Here is a 19,110-nt window from a genome sequence, read left to right as displayed (position 1 = left end):
AACAACACGATGGCCGACCGGCCGGCCGCCGGCGCAATCAGGCTGACGGCCTTTTCCCACGGCGGCGGCTGCGGCTGCAAGATCGCGCCCGGCGTGCTCTCCGAGATCCTCAGGAACACGCGCGGCTTCCCGGCGCCGCCCGCGCTGATGGTCGGCATCGAGACCAGCGACGACGCCGCCGTCTACAGGCTCAACGACACCCAGGCGCTGGTCGCCACCACGGACTTCTTCATGCCGGTGGTGGACGACCCCTACGACTTCGGCCGCATCGCCGCGGCCAACGCCATCTCCGACGTCTACGCGATGGGCGGCACGCCGATCATGGCGCTGGCGCTGGTCGGCATGCCGGTGGACAAGCTGCCGCCGGAGGTCATCGGCACCATCCTGGCCGGCGGCGAGGCGGTCTGCGCGCAGGCGGGCATTCCCGTCGCGGGCGGCCACACCATCGACTCGGTCGAGCCGATCTACGGGCTGGTGGTGATGGGGCTGGTGCACCCCGACCACGTCAAGCGCAACAGCGCCGCGCGGCCCGGCGACGTGCTGATCCTCGGCAAGCCGCTCGGCGTGGGCATCATGTCGGCCGCCATCAAGAAGGACAAGCTGGACGCCGACGGCTACCGCGAGATGATCGCCAGCACCACGCGGCTCAACACGCCGGGCCGACGGCTGGCGGCCCTGGCGGGCGTGCACGCGCTCACCGACGTGACCGGCTTCGGCCTGCTCGGCCATCTGCTGGAAGTCTGCCGCGGCAGCGGCGTGGGCGCGCGGCTGGCGATGGACCGCATCCCGCTGCTGCCCGGCGTGGCGGCGCTGGCCGGCGCGGGCGTGGTCACTGGCGCGTCGGGGCGCAACTGGGCCAGCTACGGCGCCGAGGTGGCGCTGGCGGCAAGCATCACGCCGGCGCAGAAAGCCCTGCTGACCGATCCGCAGACCAGCGGCGGCCTGCTGGTGGCATGCGCGCCGGCGGCGGTGGACGACGTGCTCGCCGTGTTCCGCGACGAAGGCTTCGCGCATGCCGCCGTGATCGGCGAGACCACGGCGGGGCCGGCGCGCGTGACAGTGTGAGCGGCGGCGGCCGGGTGCTTCCTGGCCGCGCGCATCCCAACGTGTCCAAACGCATCCCGCGCGGGCCGCCCGCGACAACCGAACAAGCTATTGCCCCGCCCCGTTCTAAGCTAAGACGAAACCATCAGTTCGCGCGGCGTCGTGCCGTTCCTATACTTGGCGGCCACGCAACAGCCTGGGAACGGGACCATGAAACGATGGCACGCGGCCGCGCTGGCGGCACTGGCGATGGCATTCGGCGCCGGCGCCGCGCAGGCACAAACGCAGGCGCAAGCGCAAGCGCAAGCGCAAGCGCAGGAAAAAACGAAGATCAAGGTCGGCGTCTCGGTCGGCAATGCCGAACAGACCTTCGAGGTGGTGCGCAAGGTCGCCGCGCGCGACGGCCTGGACATCCAGGTCATCACCTTCAGCGACTACCTGCAGCCCAACGAGGCGCTCGCCGCCGGCGACCTCGACGCCAACGCCTTCCAGCACAAGCCCTTCCTCGACAGCCAGATCAAGGCGCGCGGCTACAAGATCGTGCCGGTGGGCCTGACGCTGACCGCGCCGCTGGGTATCTACTCCAGGGCCTACAAGTCGGTCGCGCAACTGCCGCAGGGCGCGCGCATCGGCATCCAGAACGATCCGTCCAACGGCAACCGCGCGCTGCTGCTGTTGCAGAAGGCCGGGCTCATCAAGCTCAAGCCGGGCGTGGGCGAGAACGGCGTCAACGCCACCCCGCTCGACGTGGTGGAGAACCCGAAGAAGCTCAAGCTGATCGAGCTCGACGCCGCGCAACTGCCGCGCGCGCTCGACGACCTCGCCGCCGCCTCGATCAACAACGACTATGCCTATCGCGCCGGCCTCTCGCTGCAGCGCGACACCATCGCGGTGGAAGACGCGCGCGGCCCCTACGCCAACCTGATCGCCACGCGCGCCGAGGACAAGGACAAGCCGTGGGTGAAGAAGCTGGTGAAGGCCTACCAGTCGGAGGAAGTGCGCCGGTTCATCGAGACCGAGTTCAAGGGCTCGCTGATCCCGGCCTTCTGAGCGGTGCCGGGCCGCCCCGCCGGGGGCCGGCCGATCCCGCCGATGTGTCCTATAGTACAAAGCCGCGATAGCCGGTGGGGCAAGGCATGCGAGCCGTACAAGGCATACAAGGAGGCACATCATGGCAACCTGGAAGCCCGATCCGAGCTTTTACCCGTCGCCGCGCCTGGCGGCGAAGGCACCGCCCGAATCCCTCGCCTACGTGGCGATGTTCGATCCCACGCGCAGCCAGCCCGACGGCATCGCCGTGGTGAACACGGACCCGGCCTCGCCCGCCTACGCCACCATCGTCGGCCGGGTGGCCATGCCGCACACCGGCGACGAGCTGCATCACTTCGGCTGGAACGCCTGTTCCTCCTGCCTGTGCCCGAACGCGCCGCACCCGCACATGGAGCGGCGCTACCTGGTGGTGCCGGGCCTGCGCTCCTCGCGCGTCTACATCCTCGACACCAAGCCCGATCCGCTGCACCCCGTCATCGTCAAGGTGATCGAGCCCGGCGAGCTGGCCGAGCGCACCGGCTACACGCGCCCGCACACCGTGCACTGCGGCCCCGCCGGCATCTACATCACGGCGCTCGGCAACGGCGCGGGCAAGGGGCCGGGCGGCATCATGCTGCTGGACCAGGAAAGCTTCGAGCCGCTCGGCCAGTGGGAAGTGGAGCGCGGCCCGCAGCAGTTCGCCTATGACGGCTGGTGGCATCTCGGCTACGACACGCTGGTGACCAGCGAATGGGGCACGCCGGACATGTTCGAGGACGGCCTGGTGCCCGAGATCCTGCTCGGCTCGCGCTACGGCCGGCGCCTGCATTTCTGGGACCTCAACAAGCGCAGGCACCTGCAGGAGATCGACTTCGGCGAGGAGCACCAGCTGGTGTTCGAGCTGCGCCCCGCGCACGACCCGACCCGGGCCTACGGCTTCGTCAACTGCGTCATCAGCCTCAAGGACCTGTCCTCGTCGATCTGGACCTGGTACCGCGACGGCGACAGATGGGCCGTGCGCAAGATCATCGAGATCCCGGCCGAACCCGCCGACCCGGACCTGCTGCCGCCCATCCTCAAGGGCTTCAAGGCGGTGCCGCCGCTGGTGAGCGACATCGATCTGTCGATGGACGACCGCTTCCTCTACGTCTCGTGCTGGGGCACCGGCGACCTGCTGCAATACGACGTCTCCGACCCGTTCGCGCCGCAGCAGACCGGGCGCGTGCGCATCGGCGGCATCGTCTCGCGCGCCACGCACCCGGGCGCGGGCGGCGCCGCGCTCAACGGCGGCCCGCAGATGGTGGAGGTGAGCCGCGACGGCCGCCGCGTCTATTTCACCAACTCGCTGTACGGCGCAGTGGACGCGCAGTTCTACCCGGAAGGCATCGACGGCTGGATGGTCAAGCTCGACGCCGCGCCCGAGGGCGGCATCGCCTTCGACCCGCGCTTCTTCCTGCGCTGGCCGGCCGGCCACCGGCCGCACCAGGTGCGGCTGCAGGGTGGCGACTGCTCGTCCGACTCGTACTGCTACCCGTAGCGGCGCGCCATGCCCGGAGCCGCGCTGGATACCCATCTCGCCGCGCAATGGGCGGCGCTGTGGCCGCTCTGGTGGCCGTGGCTGGCGATTGCCGCGCTGGGCCTGTTCCACGGCATCAACCCGGCGATGGGCTGGCTGTTCGCGGTCGCGCTCGGGCTGCATCGCGGACGGCGCAAGGTGGTGCTGCTGGCGCTGCTGCCGATCGCGCTGGGCCATGCGCTGGCGGTCGCGCTGGTGCTGGCCGCCGCGCTCACGCTCGGCAGCCTGCTGGACCCGGCGTGGATGGCGCGCATCGGCGGCGTCGCGCTGATCGGCTGGGCCGCGTGGCACGCGCTGCGCGGCCACCGCCGCCACCCGCGCGTGGGCATGCAGGCCGGCATGGCGGGGCTGGCGCTGTGGTCGTTCCTGATGGCCGGCGCGCACGGCGCCGGGCTGATGCTGGTGCCGGTGATGCTGCCGCTGTGCGCCGCCGCGGCGCCCGGCGGCGGCGCGCTGGTGCCGGCGCTGCTGGCGCTGGGCCTGCACACGCTGGCCATGCTGCTGGCCATCGGCACCGTGGCGCTGCTGGTGTACGACCGCCTCGGCGTGGCCTTCCTGCGCACCGGCTGGCTCAACCTCGACCGCGTATGGACCGCCGCGCTGCTGGCCTGCGGCACGTGGCTGCTGTTCGCGTCCGGCCACTGAGCGGGTACCATCGCGCACCACACGCCAGACACGCAAAGCACAACCCAACCAGACAACGCAATGAGCACCGAACTGAAGATCGAAGACATCGAACCCGGCACCGGCAAGGCGGTCGTCAAGGGCGCCCTCATCACCACCGAGTACACCGGCTACCTGGAGGACGGCACCATGTTCGATTCCTCCCACGAGCGCGGCAAGCCGTTCCAGTGCGTGATCGGCACCGGCCGCGTCATCAAGGGCTGGGACATCGGCCTGATGGGCATGCGGACCGGCGGCAGGCGCCGGCTGTCCGTTCCCGCGCACCTCGCCTACGGCGAGCGGCAGGTGGGCGAGCACATCAAGCCGAATTCGAACCTGGTGTTCGAGATCGCGCTGCTGGAGGTGCTGACGCGCGACGACTGAGCGCGCCGCCAACCGTATAAGGTTTTCACCAATCCTTCGTTGTGCGCGCGGCGCGCCGTGGCTACTGTCATCCGATACATCCGCTATGCCACCGCCCCGGAGGACCGCCGCATGCCATCCCGCCCGCGCGAGCCGCGCGCCGCACCCGCCCCGCTGGACACCGCCCCGCCGAACGCCGATTGGCTGGACACCGACGTGCTGGTCATCGGCGGCGGCCCCGCCGGCACCTGGGCGGCCGTGGCCGCGGCCGAGCGCGGCGCGCGCGTGGTGCTGGCCGACAAGGGCTATTGCGGCGCTTCCGGCGCCACCGCGGCGGCCGGCACGGCGATCTGGCACGTCGCGCCCGACCCGGCCGCGCGCGCGGCGGCCAGGGCCAGCCGCTACACGCTGGGCGGCGAGCTGGCGGAGCCGGCCTGGATGGACCGCGTGCTGGACCGCACCCACGCCGGGCTGGAACGGCTGGCCGAATGGGGCTACCCGTTCCCGCAGGACGAGCACGGGCAAAGCCAGCGCATCTCGCTGCAGGGGCCCGAATACATGCGGCTGATGCGCCGGCGCGTGAAGGCCGCGGGCGGGCGCATCCTCGACCACAGCCCCGCGCTGGAACTGCTGGTGGACGACGGCGGCCGGGTGAGCGGCGCGCGCGGCCTGCGCCGCCAGCCGCGCGCCGGCCAGGCCGCGCAATGGCGCGTGCGCGCCGGCGCGGTGGTGATCGCCACCGGCGGCTGCGCGTTCCTGAGCCGCGCGCTGGGCTGCAACGTGCTCACCGGCGAAGGCCACCTGATGGCCGCCGAGGCCGGCGCCGAGCTGTCGGGCATGGAGTTCTCCAACGCCTACGGGCTCGGCCCCGCGTTCGCCTCCGTCACCAAGTCGCTGTTCTACCAGTGGGCCACGTTCTACGACGCGCAGGGCCAGGTGCTGGAAGGCGCCGGCTCCGCGCATGGCCGCGGCGTGATCGCGCGCGCCTTGCAGACGCAGGCCGTGCATGCGCGCCTGGACCGCGCCGACGCCCGCGTGCGCGCCTGGATGCGCAGCGCGCAGCCCAACTTCTTCCTGCCGTTCGACCGGCTCGGCATCGATCCCTTCACGCAGCGCTTTCCGGTCACGCTGCGCCTGGAAGGCACCGTGCGCGGCACCGGCGGCCTGCGCATCGCCGACGCGCAGTGCGCCACCGGCGTGCCCGGCCTGTACGCGGCCGGCGACGCGGCCACGCGCGAGCTGATCTGCGGCGGCTTCACCGGCGGCGGCAGCCACAACGCGGCCTGGGCGCTGTCGTCCGGCTGGTGGGCCGGCGAAGGCGCGGCGGCCTTCGCGCAAGGCGCGGGCGCGCACGGCGCGGAAGACCTGCGCGGCGCCGGCGGCAGCCCCGACGAGGGCGCGCAGGCCGCGCCCGATCCCCAGGCGCTGGTGGACGCCGTGCAGGCCGAAGTCTTTCCCTACGCGCGCAACTGGTTCCGCGACGGCGACACGCTTTCCGCCTCGCTCGCGCGCCTCGACGCGCTCTGGCGCACGTGGAGCCGCTACGCGCCGCCGCGCGACGACGCGCAGGCGCTGCGCGCGCGCGAAGCCACCGCCATGCTGGCCACCGCGCGCTGGATGTACCGCAGCGCGCTGGCGCGCACGGAAACGCGCGGCATGCACCGGCGCACCGACCATCCGGAGCTCGACGCGGGCCAGCGCTACCGCCTCGTCAGCGGCGGCCTCGACGAAGTGTGGACCGCGCGCGAGGCCGTGCGCGACGCGCCGCCGCAGGAGCGGCAGGAAGGCCCGAAGCCAGCATGGAGAGCCGCGGCATGATCGAGCTGCTCAACGGCGCGCGCTGCACGGGCTGCAATATCTGCGTGCGGGTCTGTCCGACCAACGTGTTCGCCATCGTGCCCGGCAAGATCCCCGCGATCGCGCGGCAGCGGGACTGCCAGACCTGCTTCATGTGCGAGCTGTATTGCCCCGAGGACGCGCTCTATGTGGCGCCGCTGGCCGATGCCTGCCAGCCGCCCGACCACGCCGCGGCGGAGCCGCCGCGCCACGCCGGCAGCTACCGCGCGGCGGTGGGCTGGGGCAAGGGGCGCGCGCCGACCGCCGCGCAGGACGGCAGCCACGCGCTGCTCGCGCTGGTGCGCCCGGCGCCGCGCGCCGGCGGCAAGCGCAGCGCGCCATGAAAGACCTGCTCGACTGGATCACCGCCATCGCCGCCGTGGTGCTGGTCTACGCGGCCTTGCGGCATCCGCTCTACCCGCCGCGCGGCGACAAGGAGAAGGAACCGGCCGGCAAGGACGATGCCGGGCACTGACGCCGCGCCCGGTGTCCTGCCCCGCAAATTTATATTCAAAAATTCTGAACGATAAATTCGGATAAGCACGGTCCCGGGCTTTGGTGGCTCTTCTATAGTTCGTCACATGGACGGCGCGCAAACAAGCAGCAGCAAGCAGCAACAAGCAGTAGCGCAGCGGCGGCGTCCTGGCAGATGCAGACGAACAATCAACGAAATTCAACGAATTTTCAGATACTGGAGCCCATCATGACCAAGACCTTCGCCCTCAAGCTCGCTTCCGCCCTCGTGCTCTCGCTGGCCGCCATCGGCGCCGCGCAGGCCGCTTCCGCCCGTGACCTGCAGGCCGGCGACAAGTACGGCTACAACTTCCGCAGCACCGTCCCGGCCGACCAGTACGGCTACGACTTCCGCACGCACGACACCTTCACCGACGGCGCCCGCAGCGGCAAGGCCGATCCGTTCACCGACGGCGCCCGCGTCGCCGGCCTCGACCGCAGCGGCGTCTCGGCCACGCCGGCCCGCGGCTTCGACCCGTACACCGAAGGCGCCCGCAGCGGCAAGGCCGACCCGTACACCGAAGGCGCCAACGCCTGATGCGGACCACCCGCCGCTTCCATCGCGCCCGCGGCGCCGGCTGATCCCGGCGCCGTTTTTCTTTTGGCGGGCCGGATTCACTCCCGCTGCGGGACCGCCAGTTGCAGCGCGCGCACCAGCGCCAGCAGCGGCTCGCTCTGCCCGGCGCGGCGCAGCCACATCGCGCCGACCGCCGGCAGGTCCCAGGTCAGCGTGTGCGGCAACACCGCGGCGGCACCGGTGGCGGCCAGCTCGGCCGCCACCCCGCGCGGCACGATGGTGATGGCGCGCGGCTGGGTGCGCAGCAGCGTGGCGATGGTCTTGATCGAGTAGGTCTCCACCATCGGCGTGGGCGGCACCGCGCCGGCGGTGGCGAACAGCGTGTTGACGGTGCGCCGGATCGGCGTGTGCCCGGGCGGCAGGATCCAGTCCAGCGCGGCCAGGCGCTGCCAGTCAAGCTTGCCGCGCGCCAGCCGCGCCGCCGCCGCGGTCGGCACCACCAGCGCCGGCTCCTCCCGGTACAGCGGCGCCTGCACGATGTCGTCGCCGGGCGCATAAAAGGAGCGCGCGATCACGCAATCCAGCTCGTGCGCGCGCAGCGCCGCCACCAGTTCGTCGGTGGTGCCCTCGCGCACCACCACCGCCGCGCGCGGCTGCTGGCGCAGGCCGTGCGAGCAGGCCGCGTCCAGCACCACCGGCGCCACGTAGGGAATCACGCCGATGCGCAGCCGCCCGTGCAGCCCGGCGCCGATCACGGCCAGCTCGCGGCCCAGCGCCTCGGTGTCGGCCATCGCCAGGCGCGCGTGGACCAGCACCGCCGCGCCCGTGTCGGTGGGCTCCAGCCCGCGCCGCGAGCGCGCGAACAGCGGCACCATGAAGATCTCCTCGATCTCGCGCAGCGCCTTGGTCACGGCGGGCTGGGACAGCCCCATCTCGGCCGCCACGCGCGAGACCGAGCGCTGCCGGTCCAGCGCCAGCAGCAGCGCGAGGTGCTTGAGCCGCAGGCGGGAAATCAGGTTGTGCTGGAGCTTGTCGGCGGATGGCATGGCGGGTCCGGTGCGTTCTGCGGAGTGTTCCGCGGGTCGTTCTTTGTATAACCGAACCTTCATACAACAATAATTATTCGGCTGCAAACGGTTATTCAGGACTCTTATACTGGCGTTCAGCCCTTCCTTGTCACCGATCCTTCACGGAGTCCCCATGTTCACCACCCGCCCGGAAATCGTCGGCACCTTCGGCGTGGCCTCGTCCACCCACTGGCTGGCCTCGCAGACCGCCATGAGCGTGCTGGAGCGCGGCGGCAACGCCTTCGACGCGGCGGTGGCGGGCGGCTTCGTGCTGCAGGTGGTGGAGCCGCACCTGAACGGCCCCGGCGGCGAGGTGCCGATCCTGCTGTGGAGCGAGCGCGAGCGCGCGGTGCGCTCGATCTGCGGGCAGGGCCCGGCGCCGGCGCTGGCGGACCCCGCCGCGATGCGCGCCAGGGGGCTGGACCTGGTGCCCGGCATCGGCCTGCTGCCGGCCACCGTGCCGGGTGCCTTCGGCGCCTGGCTGACCATGCTGCGCGACTACGGCACCTGGGAACTGGCCGACGTGCTGGCTCCCGCCATCGCCTACGCGCGCCACGGCTTCCCGCTGGTGCCGCGCATCTCGCAGGCGATCCTGGCGGTGCGCGAGCTGTTCCAGCAGGAGTGGCACAGCTCGGCCGAGGTGTGGCTGCCGGGCGGCCGCGTGCCGCGCCCCGGCACCCTGCATGCCACGCCGGGCGTGGCGCGCACCTACACGCGCATCCTGGAGACGGCCGCGGCCGCCGGCGGCACGCGCGAGCAGCAGATCGACGCCGCGATGGCGTGCTGGTACCGCGGCTTCGTGGCCCGGGAGATCGACGAATTCTGCCGCACGCAGGCGGTGCGCGACACCACCGGCGAGCGCCACAAGGGCCTGCTGCGCCTCGACGACATGGCCAGCTGGGCGCCGACCGTGGAAGCCCCGGCCACGCTGGACTTCGGCCGCTACACGGTGGCCAAGTGCGGCATCTGGAGCCAGGGCCCGGCCTTCCTGCAGCAGCTCGGCATGCTGCGGCACGCCGACCTGGCGGCCCACGCGCCCACCTCGCCGGAGTTCGTGCACCGCATCGCGGAGGCGGCCAAGCTCGCGATGGCCGACCGCCTGGCCTGGTACGGCGACCCGCGCTTCGGCGACGCGCCGCTGCCCGGCCTGCTCGAAGCCGGCTACCTGGCCGCGCGCGCGCAGCTGATCGGCCAGCAGGCCTCGCTGGAGATCCGCGCCGGCACGGTGGACGGCCGCGCGCCGCGCCTGCCCGACCTGGGCGCGGCCGAGCGCACGCTGCGCGATGCCGACGTGCGCTTCGGCGTGGGCGAGCCCACCTTCGCGGCGATGCCGCCGGTGACGGAATGGGCCGAGCGCGAGATCTTCGTCGGCGACACCTGCCACATCGACGTGATCGACCGCCACGGCAACATGGTCGCGGCCACGCCGTCGGGCGGCTGGCTGTCGTCCAGCCCGGTGATCCCGGCGCTCGGCTTCGCGCTCAACACGCGCCTGCAGATGACCTGGCTGGAGCCGGGCCTGCCCAACACGCTGGCGCCGGGCAAGCGCCCCTGCACCACGCTGTCGCCGTCGCTGGCGCTGCGCGACGGCGAGCCCTACATGGTGTTCGGCACGCCCGGCGGCGACCAGCAGGACCAGTGGTCGGTGGCGTTCTTCCTGCGCCACGCGGTGCACGGCATGAACCTGCAGGAAGCCATCGACGCGCCGGCCTGGCACATCGACCATTTCCCCGGCTCGTTCTGGCCACGCTCGGTGGTGCTCAACCGCCTGAGCGTGGAGTCGCGCCTGCCCGAAGAAACCATCGCCGAACTGCGCGCGCGCGGCCACGAGGTGAGGGTCGGCGAGCCGTGGTCGGAAGGCCGCATGTCCGCCTGCACGCGCGAGCGCGACGCGCAGGGGCGGCTGGTGCTGCGCGCCGGCGCCAACGCGCGCGGCATGCAGGGATACGCGGTGGGACGCTAGGCGCAGCGGCAAGAAGCAGGATAGGCGCTGAACCGGCGACAACCGGCGACGTATCGCGCCCCTCTCCCATGCAATGGGAGAGGGGCCGCCACAAGCGAGAGGCCGACGCGAGAGGCTAACTCCCGCGGCATTGCCGACGGGCCTCGCGCTGCCGGAACCGTGCTCTGCGCCCACGCGATGGAGACGGGGAGCAATGCATCGCCCTGCCAGGCATGCAGCCAATAAGCAGGACAAGGAGACGCAAGCCGGCGTGCAGCCGCCGCCGGACCACACCAATCAAAACCGGGCCGCCCCGCGCGGCCCGCATCGCCATCGGAGAGTTGAAGACATGAAAGCCGTACTCAAGCGCTGCCTGCTGGGCCTTGCCGCGTTCTCGCTGTTGTGCGCCGCGTCGGGCGCGGGCGCGGCGGATGCCTATCCGCAGAAACCCATCACGCTGATCGTGCCGTGGGCCGCCGGCGGCTCCACCGACATCCTGGCGCGCGTGCTGTCCGAGCAGTTGACGCGCTCGCTGGGCCAGCCGGTGATCGTCGACAACAAGCCGGGCGCCTCGGGCAACATCGGCTCCGCCGCGGTGGCGCGCGCCAAGCCCGACGGCTATACGCTGCTGGTCGGCTCCATGAGCACGCACGCGATGAACCCGGCGCTGATGCCCAACATGCCGTTCCGCGGCGTGGAGGACTTCACGCCGCTGGGCCTGCTCGCCTACGTCACCAACACGATGGTGATCCATCCCTCGGTGCCGGCGCACAACGTCAAGGAACTGATCGCCTACGCGCGCGCCAACCCGGGCAAGCTGGCCTACGCCAGCGCCGGCGCCGGCTCCACCAACCACCTGAGCGCCGTGCTGTTCGAGAAGATGGCCGGCGTGCAGATGCTGCACGTGCCGTACAAGGGCGGCGCGCCGGCGGTGGTGGACACCGTGGCCGGGCAGACCCAGCTGCTGTTCTCCGCCGGCACGCAGACGCTGACCCACGTGAAGGCCGGCAAGCTGCGCCTGCTCGCCGTCACCGAGAGCAAGCGCTCGCCGCTGCTGCCCAACGTGCCGACCGTGGCCGAGACCGTGCCCGGTTATGAACTGTCGGTCTGGTACGGCGCCTTCGGCCCGGCCGGCATGCCGCCCGCGCTGGTGACGCGCCTGAACCAGGAAATCAACCGGATCATGTCGCTGCCCGAGGTGAAGGAAAAGATGAACGCCATCGGCGTGGAAACCGCCACCTCCACGCCGCAGCAGTTCGCCACCATCCTGCGCCGCGACGCGGACCGCTACGGCAAGCTGATCCGCGAGCTGGGCATCAAGGCGGAATAAGGACGTGAGCGGCCTCATTTCCGACGCGGCCCGCGTGACGCTGCCGGCCGCCGTGCTGGACGCGCTGTGCGGCCAGCTGGCGCGCGCGGACGCGCCCGCCGCCGCCTTCGATGCGATCGGCAGCGCCACCGCGGCGCTGCTCGGCCCGGGCCTGCTGACCATCAACGCATGGCGGCGCGACAGCGCCGAGGTGGAGCGGCTGTGGTCCTCCGACCCCGCCGCCTATCCCGTCGGCGGCCGCAAGCACAAGCCCGATTCCCCGTGGTCGCGCCAGTTGCTGGGCCAGGGCGAGGTCTTCGTCGGCGAGGGCGACCACGCGCTGGCCGCCGTGTTCGACGACATCGCAGTGATCCGCGCGCTGGGCCTGTCCGCCGTGGTCAACGTGCCGGTGTGCGAGCGCGGGCAATGCGTGGGCACCTTCAATTTCCTGGCGGCGCGCGCCGCGTGGGCGCCGGGCGAGGTGGCGACGCTGCGCATGCTGGCGCAGATGGCCACGCCGGCGGTAGTGGCAGCGGCGGCGGCGGCGAGCCGGGCGGACTGAAACGCCGCGCCTCAGTACGTCAGGCGCAGCGTCGCGGTGACGTTGCGCGGCGCGCCGAACTCGCCGAAGAAGGAGTTGGGCACGCGCGCGTAGTAGTGGCGGTCGGCGATGTTGTTGAGCGCCAGGAAAGCCTCCACGTGGCGGTTGAAGCGATAGCCCACGCGCGCGTTGAACAGCGCGTAGCCGCCCTGCGCCCAGTAGCCGCGCGTGGTGCCGCTTTGCGCCAGCATGCTGGCGCCGAGGAAGGTGCCGGCCAGCGGCCCGGACGAAAGCCGGTAGCTGGTGGCCAGCTTGAACAGGTGGCGCGGCTCCTCGGCGTCGTAAGCGCTGCCCTGCAGCGTGGGGCTGGAGGTGTAGCGCGTGTTCAGCAGCGTGTAGCCGGCCGAGAGGTTCCAGTTGGGCAGCGGCGTGCCGGCAAGCTCGGCCTCCCAGCCCTGGCTGCGCACCGCGCCGCTGGCCACCGAGCCGGTCGGGTGGTCCTGGTCGGCCACCGCGAGGTCGCTGCCGTTGATGCGGAAGGCCGCCACCGACGCGTTCAGGCGGCCGTCGAGGAAGGCGGCTTTCAGCCCCGCCTCGTACTGCTCGCCGGAGAACGGCGGCAGCGCGCCGCCGCTGAAGGTGGTCTGGGTCTGCGGCGAGAAGATCTTGGCGTAGCTGGTGTAGGCCGACAGTTGCGGCGTGATGCTGTAGACCAGCCCGGCATACGGAATGAACTTGTGCTCCTCCGACGCGGCCACGCTCCAGTCGCCGCCCGGCGCCGGCAGCACGGCGCGGGTCTTCTGCTGGAACCAGACCTCGCGCCCGCCCAGCACCAGCGACAGCGGCTCGAGCACCTGCAGCCGGGCCTGGCCGTACATGCCGTACTGGATGGTGCGGGTGTCGGTGCCGTCGTCGAAATGGCTCAGGTCGGGCGCGGGGATGACCGGGTTGAAGATGTCGTGCGTGCCGAGGTCGGCATAGGTGTTGAGGCTGTCCTGCCACAGCGACGAATAGTTGGCGCCGAACAGCAGGTGATGCTCGCGGCCGAACAGCTTCACGGTGCCCGACACGCTGGAGTCGAAGCCCAGCCACTCGTTGGTGTTGCGCTGCCCCTGCCCGAAATAGTCCGCCAGGCCGGTGCCCGCCTGCGGCGTGGCGGCGTAGGCATACGTGCCGCGGCTCAGCGCATGGCGGTAGTACAGCGTGGTCTGCGACTTCCAGCCGTTGTCGAAGCGGTGCGTCACCGCGCCGTTGACTTCCTGCATCGACTGGTAGGAAGTGTTCCAGCCCGGCCCGTAGTTCTGCGAGCGGCCGCGCGGGCCGGTCACGGGCGTGCCGCTGGTGTCGACGCCCACGCCGTAGTCGAAATCGTCGAGCGGGTTGACCTGGTAGGCGGCCGACAGCGACACCGTGGTGCGCGGCGTGAGGTCGTACTCGATGACGCCGTAGGCCAGCCCGAGCTTGCTGCCCTGGCCGTCGACGAAGCCGTTGCTCTTGCTGCCCACCGCCACCGCGCGGCCGCGCAGCGTGCCGGCCTCGTTGAGCGGCCCGGTCACGTCCACCATCTCGCGCAGCGCGGCCCAGGAGCCGACCGAGGTTTCGCTGACGAAGCGGAACTTGTCGCCGGGCTGCTTGCGCACCAGGTTGACGCTGCCGCCGAGCGCGCCCTGCCCGTCCATCAGGCCGGAGGGGCCGCGGAAGACTTCGAGGCGGTCGTACATGGCGAGGTCGAACTGGGACTGGTACTGGATGCCGTTGAGCAGCGAGATACCGTCGTACTGCACGTTCACGGGAAAGCCGCGCGCGTTGAAATAGGCCGAGCCGTCGCCGTAGTTCACCGAGGTCAGGCCGGGCGTGTACAGCAGCGCGTCCTGCAGCGTGCGGATGTCCTGGTCGTCCAGTTGCTGGCGGGTCAGCACCGAGACCGAGCTGGGAATGTCCTTGCGCGCGACGGGCGCCTTGCCGAACATCGTCACGGCGCGCGCGCCATAGCTGCCGCTGCCCTCGGTGGCCGCGCTCGGCTCGCGCTGGCCGCGCACCTCCACGGCGGGCAGCGTGGGCCCGACGGCGGCGGGTGCCGCGGTGGTGGCGACGGCCTTGCGCAGGCTGTAGCCGCTGCCGGCCTGCGGCACGGCCTCGAGCCCGGTGCCGTCCAGCAGCCGGCGCAGGCCGGCCTCGATGCCGTAGCTGCCCGACAGGCCTTGCGTGGCCAGGCCGCTGACGGCGGCCGCGTCATACGAGAGGTTGATGCCGGCGGCGCGCGCGAACTGGTTCAGCGCGGGCTCCAGCGGGCCGGCAGCGATGCCGTAGGCGTGGGCATTGGCCTGGGCCGTGGCCGTCTGCGCGGATGCGATGCGCGGCACGGCGACGCTCCCCAGCGCCAGGCCCAGCAGCGCGGCGCGCAGGGCCAGCGTCAGCGGGCGCGGGGCCGGCGCCAAGATAAAGGCGCGGCCGGCGGCGAAGGTGGCATCGTTGGAGCGGACACGGCGGGACAGGCGCGGAAAACGGGAGGCGGGAGCGGTCATCGACAGGATTCGGGCGGATCGGATACGGCAGGTTGCAAGAGGGCTTCTACTTGTCTGCCGAGCGAGAACGCCAATCCCCTCAGTTTTTTTCCGATTTCTTTTCGGGCGCGCGCCGCCGCTGCCCGCGCGCCGCGCTTCAGACCGCGCCGTCCGGCCCGACCATGACCCAGAAGCGCGTCAGGAAGCGCACCCTGACCGGCAGCGTCTGCACCAGGAACTGCAGCGTGGCGCCGGTATCGCCCAGCTGGAACACGCCCGACACGGGCAGCGCGGCCACGCGCGCGTCGCAGGCGATATGGCCGACGCGGTAGCGCCCCAGCTCGGCCAGCAGCGCGTCCAGCCGCATGCCGCGCGCGGCGATCACGCCATCCACCCAGCCGGCCGGATCGGCCGCCGGCGCCGGCACCAGCGAGGCGCCGTCGGCGGCGAGCCGGCCGCTCTGCCCCGCATGCACGACGGGCGCGCCGGGATCGGCCGGCGCGCCGCTGGCCGGATGCAGTTGCACCGCGCCTTCCTGCACGCTGATGCGCGCGTCGGTCTCGTACAGCCGGACCGTGAAGCGCGTGCCCAGCGCCTGCATGGCGCCGAACGGCGTGCCGACCCAGAACGGCCGCCGCGCGCGCGCCTGCGCGTCGTGGCCGGTAGTGACCAGCATCTCGCCGCGGCGCAGCGCGATGCGGCGCTGCACGCTGTCCATGCACACGTCGATGGCGCTGTCGGTGTTGAGCACGATCACGGTGCCGTCGGCCAGCGCGACGGTGCGGCGCTCGCCGGTGGCGGTGGCGTAGTCGGCCACCAGGCGCTGCCACGGCGCGTGGCGGTAGCCGGACCATCCCGCCGCCAGCGCCACGCCGCCGAAGGCCAGCGCGCGCAGGGCGTCGCGGCGCCGGCGCGCGCGCGCACCGCGCAGGGCATCGGCGGCGTCCAGCGTGTCGTGCGCGAGCCGCGCCGGCAGCCGCGCGAAATCGGCGTTGAGCGACTGCACCCGCGCCCACGCGGCGGCATGCAGCGGGCTGGCCGCCAGCCAGCGGGCGAAAGCGGCGCGGCTCTGCGGCGTGGGCACGTTGAAGTCGAGGCGCACCGCCCAGGCGATGGCCTCGTCGACGATCTTGCCGGGAATCTCCGCGGCCTCCGCCGCCGCGGCCAGGCCGGCGGACGCGCTGCGTGCCGCGCTCATGCGTGGAAGCGCAGCTGGTAGCAGTGGCGCAGCGCGCTGGCGACGTAGCGCTCCACCGTCGCCAGCGACACGCCCAGGCGCGTGGCGATCTGCGGGCAGGTCAGCCCGTCGAGCTGGGCCAGCAGGAAGGCGGTGCGGACCTTGGGCTTGAGGCTGTCGAGCATGGCGTCCACCGCGATCAGCGCTTCCAGGAACAGCAGCCGGCTCTCGGGCGACGGCGCCTCGGGCTCGGGCAGCGCGGCCAGCGTCTCCAGCCAGGCCTGCTCCAGCTCGCGCCGCCGCCAGCGCTCGACCACGAGGCCGTGGGCGATGGTGCTCAGGTAGGCGCGCGGCTCGCGCAATTCGTCGGCGGCCGGGCGCGACAGCAGGCGCATGAATACGTCCTGCGCCACGTCGGCGGCATCGAAGGCATTGCCGAGCTTGCGGCCGAGCCAGCCTTGCAGCCAGCGGTGGTGGTCGCTGTAGAGCGCGTGGATGCGATGGTGCGGGAGAGGTGCGGCGGCCGGCATCGTGGTTTCCCAGGCAGGGCTCGAGCCCCCGATCAATTGCAAATAAGAATTATTTTCAATTCTATCCAAGGGCATACCGGCCTGCAATGCCGGCGCGGGCCGCATTGACTTATGCGAGGACACCCTCTACTATCTTTTGCGAGTCCATTCTCGCATATCGCCACCCCGCAAGCAGCGCGCCAACATGCCCGACGCCATCACGCAGGAACTGCCCGGCAAGTCCGGACCGCCCGGAGCGCCGGCCCGCAAGGCCGGACACGCGCTTCGCTGGACCGCCCTGGCTGGGTCTTCCGTGGCGCTCGCCGCCCTGCTGGAATGGCTGGGCCTGCCGGCGGCGCGGCTCTTCGGGCCGTTGCTGGCCGGCGTCGTGATGACCGCCGCCGGGGCGCGCCTGCGCGTGGCGCCGGCGGCATTTCTCGTGTCGCAGGGGCTGATCGGCTGCATGATCGCGAGGATGCTGCCGTCGTGGTTCTACGGCACCGTGGCCGGGCGCTGGCCGGTGTTTGCCGCCGGCGCGGCGTCGGTGATCGCGGCGAGCGTCGCGCTGGGCTGGTGGCTGACGCGCCGGCGCGTGCTGCCCGGCACCACGGCGCTGTGGGGGCTGAGTCCGGGTGCCGCCACCGCCATGATCGTGATGGCCGAGGCGTATGGCGGCGACGCCGCGCTGGTGGCCTTCATGCAGTACCTGCGCGTGGTCGTGGTGGCCACGGTCGCCGCGGTGGTGGCCAGGGTGTGGGGCGTGGGCGAGCACCATGCGCACCTCGCCACCGGCTGGTTCCCGCCGGTCGCCTGGCTGCCGCTGCTCGGCACGCTCGCGCTGGCGGTGCTGGGCCCGCTGGCGGCGCACCGCCTGCGGATACGCGCCGGCGCCTTCCTGCTGCCGCTGTTCGCCGGCATGTACCTCGGCCACCAGGGCTGGCTCCGGCTCGAGCTGCCGCCGTGGCTGCTGATGCTGGCCTACGCCGTGATCGGCTGGCGCGTCGGCTTTCGCTTCACCCGGCCGCTGCTCGCGCACGCGGCCAGGGCGCTGCCGCGGCTGCTGGCCTGCACGCTCGCGCTGGTCGGCGTGTGCGGCGCGCTCGCCGCGCTGCTGGTGGCGGCCACCGGCATCGATCCGCTCAGCGCCTACCTGGCCATGAGCCCGGGCGGCGCGGACACGGTGGCCATCATCGCGGCGTCCAGCCATGTCGACGTGCCGTTCGTCATGGCCATGCAGATGCTGCGCTTCATGACGGTGCTGCTGCTGGGGCCGCCGCTGGCGAGGTTTCTCGCCGGGCGCGCCGGCAGGCCGGCCGCGCTTCCCTGACCTTCGTTTCCCCTGCCTTTTGCCATGATCCACTTCGCCACCTTCTTGTGCGGGGCACTGCTCTGCAACAGCATTCCGCACCTGAGCTCGGGCCTGCGCGGCATGCCGTTTCCCACGCCGTTCGGCCGCCCGCGCGGCGTCGGCGATTCCCCGCCCGTGGTCAACAGCCTGTGGGGCTTCCTCAACCTGGTGGCCGGCCTGTTGCTGCTGTCGCGCCATCCGGTCGGGCTGGCGCCCGGCGCGGACCTCGCGGTGCTGCTGGCGGGCGCGCTGGCGATGGGCATCTACCTGTCGCTGCATTTCGGCAAGGTCCAGCGCGGCCGGCGCTGAACGCGGGCGGCGCGGGCCGCGTGCTAGCATGCCTGGCTCGCCTATCGTCCCATCGCACACTCCGCCGACATGTCTTCCGAACCCAGCAGCCAGCCCGGCGCCGGCGCCACCGAACCGAAGCGCGAGCGCGGCCGCATCCGCGTCGCGGCGATCCTGGCGGCGGGCGCCGAGCTCTTCCTGGAAAAAGGCTACGAGGCCGCCACCATGACCGAGATCGCGGCGCGCTCGGACACGGCCATCGGCTCGCTCTACCGCTTCTTTCCGTCGAAGGAGGCGCTGGCCGACACCCTGCTGATGCGCTACGCCCGGCTGGCCATCGACGGCCTGGCGGAAGTGGAGCGGCGCGCCGCGGCGCTGTCGACCGAGGCACTGGCGGCGGCGCTGGTGGACTCGATGCTGGCGCTCAAGGCCGAGCGCAGCTTCGCCATCGCGCTGCTCGACGCGGGCGCCGGCAGCGACGACAGGCGCGCCCAGTTCCGCGCGGCGATGCGGCAGGGCATGCTGGCCATCCTGAAGAACGCCGCGCCCAACGTGCCGGCGGCGCGCGCCGAGGCGATGGCGGCGGTCCTGCTGCTCCTGCTCAAGGGCGTGCTGGGCGCGCGCGGCGCCGACCCGGACAAGCCGGCGCTGCGCCGCGCGGTGGCGAAGGAAACGCGCGAACTGGTGCGCCTGTACCTGGCGGCGGCGCGCGCATTGCCCGAGGCGTAGCCCGGCACGCGAGCACCCGGCGGGGGGCCTTTCCCGGCGCGACGCGCGCGCCGGCCTCTCGATTCCATTTTCCGGAATTCAGAAATCCCGATCCTGCCATTCCCGCGCCCCGGGTGGCGGCATCACAATGCGCGTAGCGCAACGTTGCCGCTACA

General features: G+C 72.1%; 19 protein-coding genes. 15 read left to right on the top strand and 4 right to left on the bottom strand.

Features of this window, described 5'->3' with window-relative positions; genetic code table 11:
* Nucleotides 1-9: 9 nt before the first annotated feature.
* The 9 genes from selD to ACWTPI_RS22415 all read left to right on the top strand — a co-directional run bounded on the left by selD (nt 10) and on the right by ACWTPI_RS22415 (nt 7,562).
* Nucleotides 10-1,065, top strand: a complete 1,056-nt coding sequence (gene selD / locus ACWTPI_RS22455; protein ID WP_454733992.1) for a selenide, water dikinase SelD — start codon at nt 10-12, stop codon at nt 1,063-1,065.
* A 189-nt stretch (nt 1,066-1,254) separates the two neighbouring features.
* On the top strand, nt 1,255-2,094 hold the full coding sequence (locus ACWTPI_RS22450; protein WP_454732760.1) for a MetQ/NlpA family ABC transporter substrate-binding protein: 840 nt from the start codon (nt 1,255-1,257) through the stop codon (nt 2,092-2,094).
* Between the two features lie 121 nt (nt 2,095-2,215).
* Nucleotides 2,216-3,610, top strand: a complete 1,395-nt coding sequence (locus ACWTPI_RS22445; protein ID WP_454732759.1) for a selenium-binding protein SBP56-related protein — start codon at nt 2,216-2,218, stop codon at nt 3,608-3,610.
* 9 nt (nt 3,611-3,619) lie between these two features.
* Nucleotides 3,620-4,294, top strand: coding sequence for a hypothetical protein (locus ACWTPI_RS22440; RefSeq protein ID WP_454732758.1), 675 nt, complete (start codon nt 3,620-3,622; stop codon nt 4,292-4,294).
* Nucleotides 4,295-4,354: 60 nt separating this feature from the next.
* The gene (locus ACWTPI_RS22435; RefSeq protein ID WP_020204009.1) at nt 4,355-4,696 is read left to right on the top strand and encodes an FKBP-type peptidyl-prolyl cis-trans isomerase; all 342 of its coding nucleotides are present in this window, start codon (nt 4,355-4,357) and stop codon (nt 4,694-4,696) included.
* Between the two features lie 111 nt (nt 4,697-4,807).
* Nucleotides 4,808-6,493 carry an FAD-dependent oxidoreductase gene (locus tag ACWTPI_RS22430; RefSeq protein ID WP_197090448.1) on the top strand — a complete coding sequence of 562 codons (1,686 nt, stop codon included), beginning with the start codon at nt 4,808-4,810 and terminating at the stop codon, nt 6,491-6,493.
* Nucleotides 6,490-6,855 (top strand): 4Fe-4S dicluster domain-containing protein, encoded by a 366-nt coding sequence (locus ACWTPI_RS22425; protein ID WP_059415207.1) that lies wholly within the window; start codon nt 6,490-6,492, stop codon nt 6,853-6,855. The genes ACWTPI_RS22430 and ACWTPI_RS22425 overlap by 4 nt, the downstream gene beginning before the upstream one ends.
* Nucleotides 6,852-6,986 carry a hypothetical protein gene (locus tag ACWTPI_RS22420; RefSeq protein WP_020204012.1) on the top strand — a complete coding sequence of 45 codons (135 nt, stop codon included), beginning with the start codon at nt 6,852-6,854 and terminating at the stop codon, nt 6,984-6,986. The genes ACWTPI_RS22425 and ACWTPI_RS22420 overlap by 4 nt, the downstream gene beginning before the upstream one ends.
* Before the next feature lie 228 nt (nt 6,987-7,214).
* Nucleotides 7,215-7,562 (top strand): hypothetical protein, encoded by a 348-nt coding sequence (locus ACWTPI_RS22415; RefSeq protein WP_454732757.1) that lies wholly within the window; start codon nt 7,215-7,217, stop codon nt 7,560-7,562.
* 77 nt (nt 7,563-7,639) lie between these two features.
* Here ACWTPI_RS22415 and ACWTPI_RS22410 read toward each other — a convergent pair whose 3' ends face one another.
* Nucleotides 7,640-8,587: a LysR family transcriptional regulator gene (locus ACWTPI_RS22410; protein ID WP_020204014.1), complete on the bottom strand. Its 948-nt coding sequence runs from the start codon at nt 8,585-8,587 to the stop codon at nt 7,640-7,642.
* A 154-nt stretch (nt 8,588-8,741) separates the two neighbouring features.
* Here ACWTPI_RS22410 and ACWTPI_RS22405 point away from each other — a divergent pair, with 154 nt between their 5' ends.
* The 3 genes from ACWTPI_RS22405 (at nt 8,742) to ACWTPI_RS22395 (ending at nt 12,421) form a co-directional block, all read left to right on the top strand.
* Nucleotides 8,742-10,571 carry a gamma-glutamyltransferase family protein gene (locus tag ACWTPI_RS22405; RefSeq protein WP_454732756.1) on the top strand — a complete coding sequence of 610 codons (1,830 nt, stop codon included), beginning with the start codon at nt 8,742-8,744 and terminating at the stop codon, nt 10,569-10,571.
* 328 nt (nt 10,572-10,899) lie between these two features.
* On the top strand, nt 10,900-11,880 hold the full coding sequence (locus ACWTPI_RS22400) for a Bug family tripartite tricarboxylate transporter substrate binding protein (RefSeq protein ID WP_059415145.1): 981 nt from the start codon (nt 10,900-10,902) through the stop codon (nt 11,878-11,880).
* A 4-nt stretch (nt 11,881-11,884) separates the two neighbouring features.
* Complete coding sequence (locus ACWTPI_RS22395; protein WP_454732755.1) at nt 11,885-12,421, top strand: GAF domain-containing protein; 537 nt, start codon at nt 11,885-11,887, stop codon at nt 12,419-12,421.
* A gap of 11 nt (nt 12,422-12,432) precedes the next feature.
* Here the strand turns inward: ACWTPI_RS22395 and ACWTPI_RS22390 are convergent, their stop codons facing one another.
* The 3 genes from ACWTPI_RS22390 to ACWTPI_RS22380 form a co-directional block, all read right to left on the bottom strand.
* Nucleotides 12,433-14,925, bottom strand: a complete 2,493-nt coding sequence (locus ACWTPI_RS22390) for a TonB-dependent siderophore receptor (protein ID WP_454740809.1) — start codon at nt 14,923-14,925, stop codon at nt 12,433-12,435.
* 136 nt (nt 14,926-15,061) lie between these two features.
* Nucleotides 15,062-16,102 (bottom strand): FecR domain-containing protein, encoded by a 1,041-nt coding sequence (locus ACWTPI_RS22385; protein ID WP_454732753.1) that lies wholly within the window; start codon nt 16,100-16,102, stop codon nt 15,062-15,064.
* On the bottom strand, nt 16,099-16,611 hold the full coding sequence (locus ACWTPI_RS22380; RefSeq protein ID WP_020204020.1) for a sigma-70 family RNA polymerase sigma factor: 513 nt from the start codon (nt 16,609-16,611) through the stop codon (nt 16,099-16,101). Before ACWTPI_RS22380 ends, ACWTPI_RS22385 begins: the two co-directional genes overlap by 4 nt.
* A gap of 184 nt (nt 16,612-16,795) precedes the next feature.
* Between ACWTPI_RS22380 and ACWTPI_RS22375 the strand changes: the two genes are divergently transcribed.
* The 3 genes from ACWTPI_RS22375 (at nt 16,796) to ACWTPI_RS22365 (ending at nt 18,955) form a co-directional block, all read left to right on the top strand.
* Complete coding sequence (locus tag ACWTPI_RS22375) at nt 16,796-17,917, top strand: AbrB family transcriptional regulator (protein WP_454732752.1); 1,122 nt, start codon at nt 16,796-16,798, stop codon at nt 17,915-17,917.
* 24 nt (nt 17,918-17,941) lie between these two features.
* Nucleotides 17,942-18,247, top strand: coding sequence for a hypothetical protein (locus tag ACWTPI_RS22370; RefSeq protein WP_454732751.1), 306 nt, complete (start codon nt 17,942-17,944; stop codon nt 18,245-18,247).
* Between the two features lie 69 nt (nt 18,248-18,316).
* Complete coding sequence (locus ACWTPI_RS22365) at nt 18,317-18,955, top strand: TetR/AcrR family transcriptional regulator (RefSeq protein ID WP_059415131.1); 639 nt, start codon at nt 18,317-18,319, stop codon at nt 18,953-18,955.
* Nucleotides 18,956-19,110 lie beyond the last annotated feature (155 nt).

It is taken from the genome of Cupriavidus ulmosensis (genome assembly GCF_977008105.1).
This window is presented reverse-complemented; position numbering and strand designations above follow the sequence as displayed.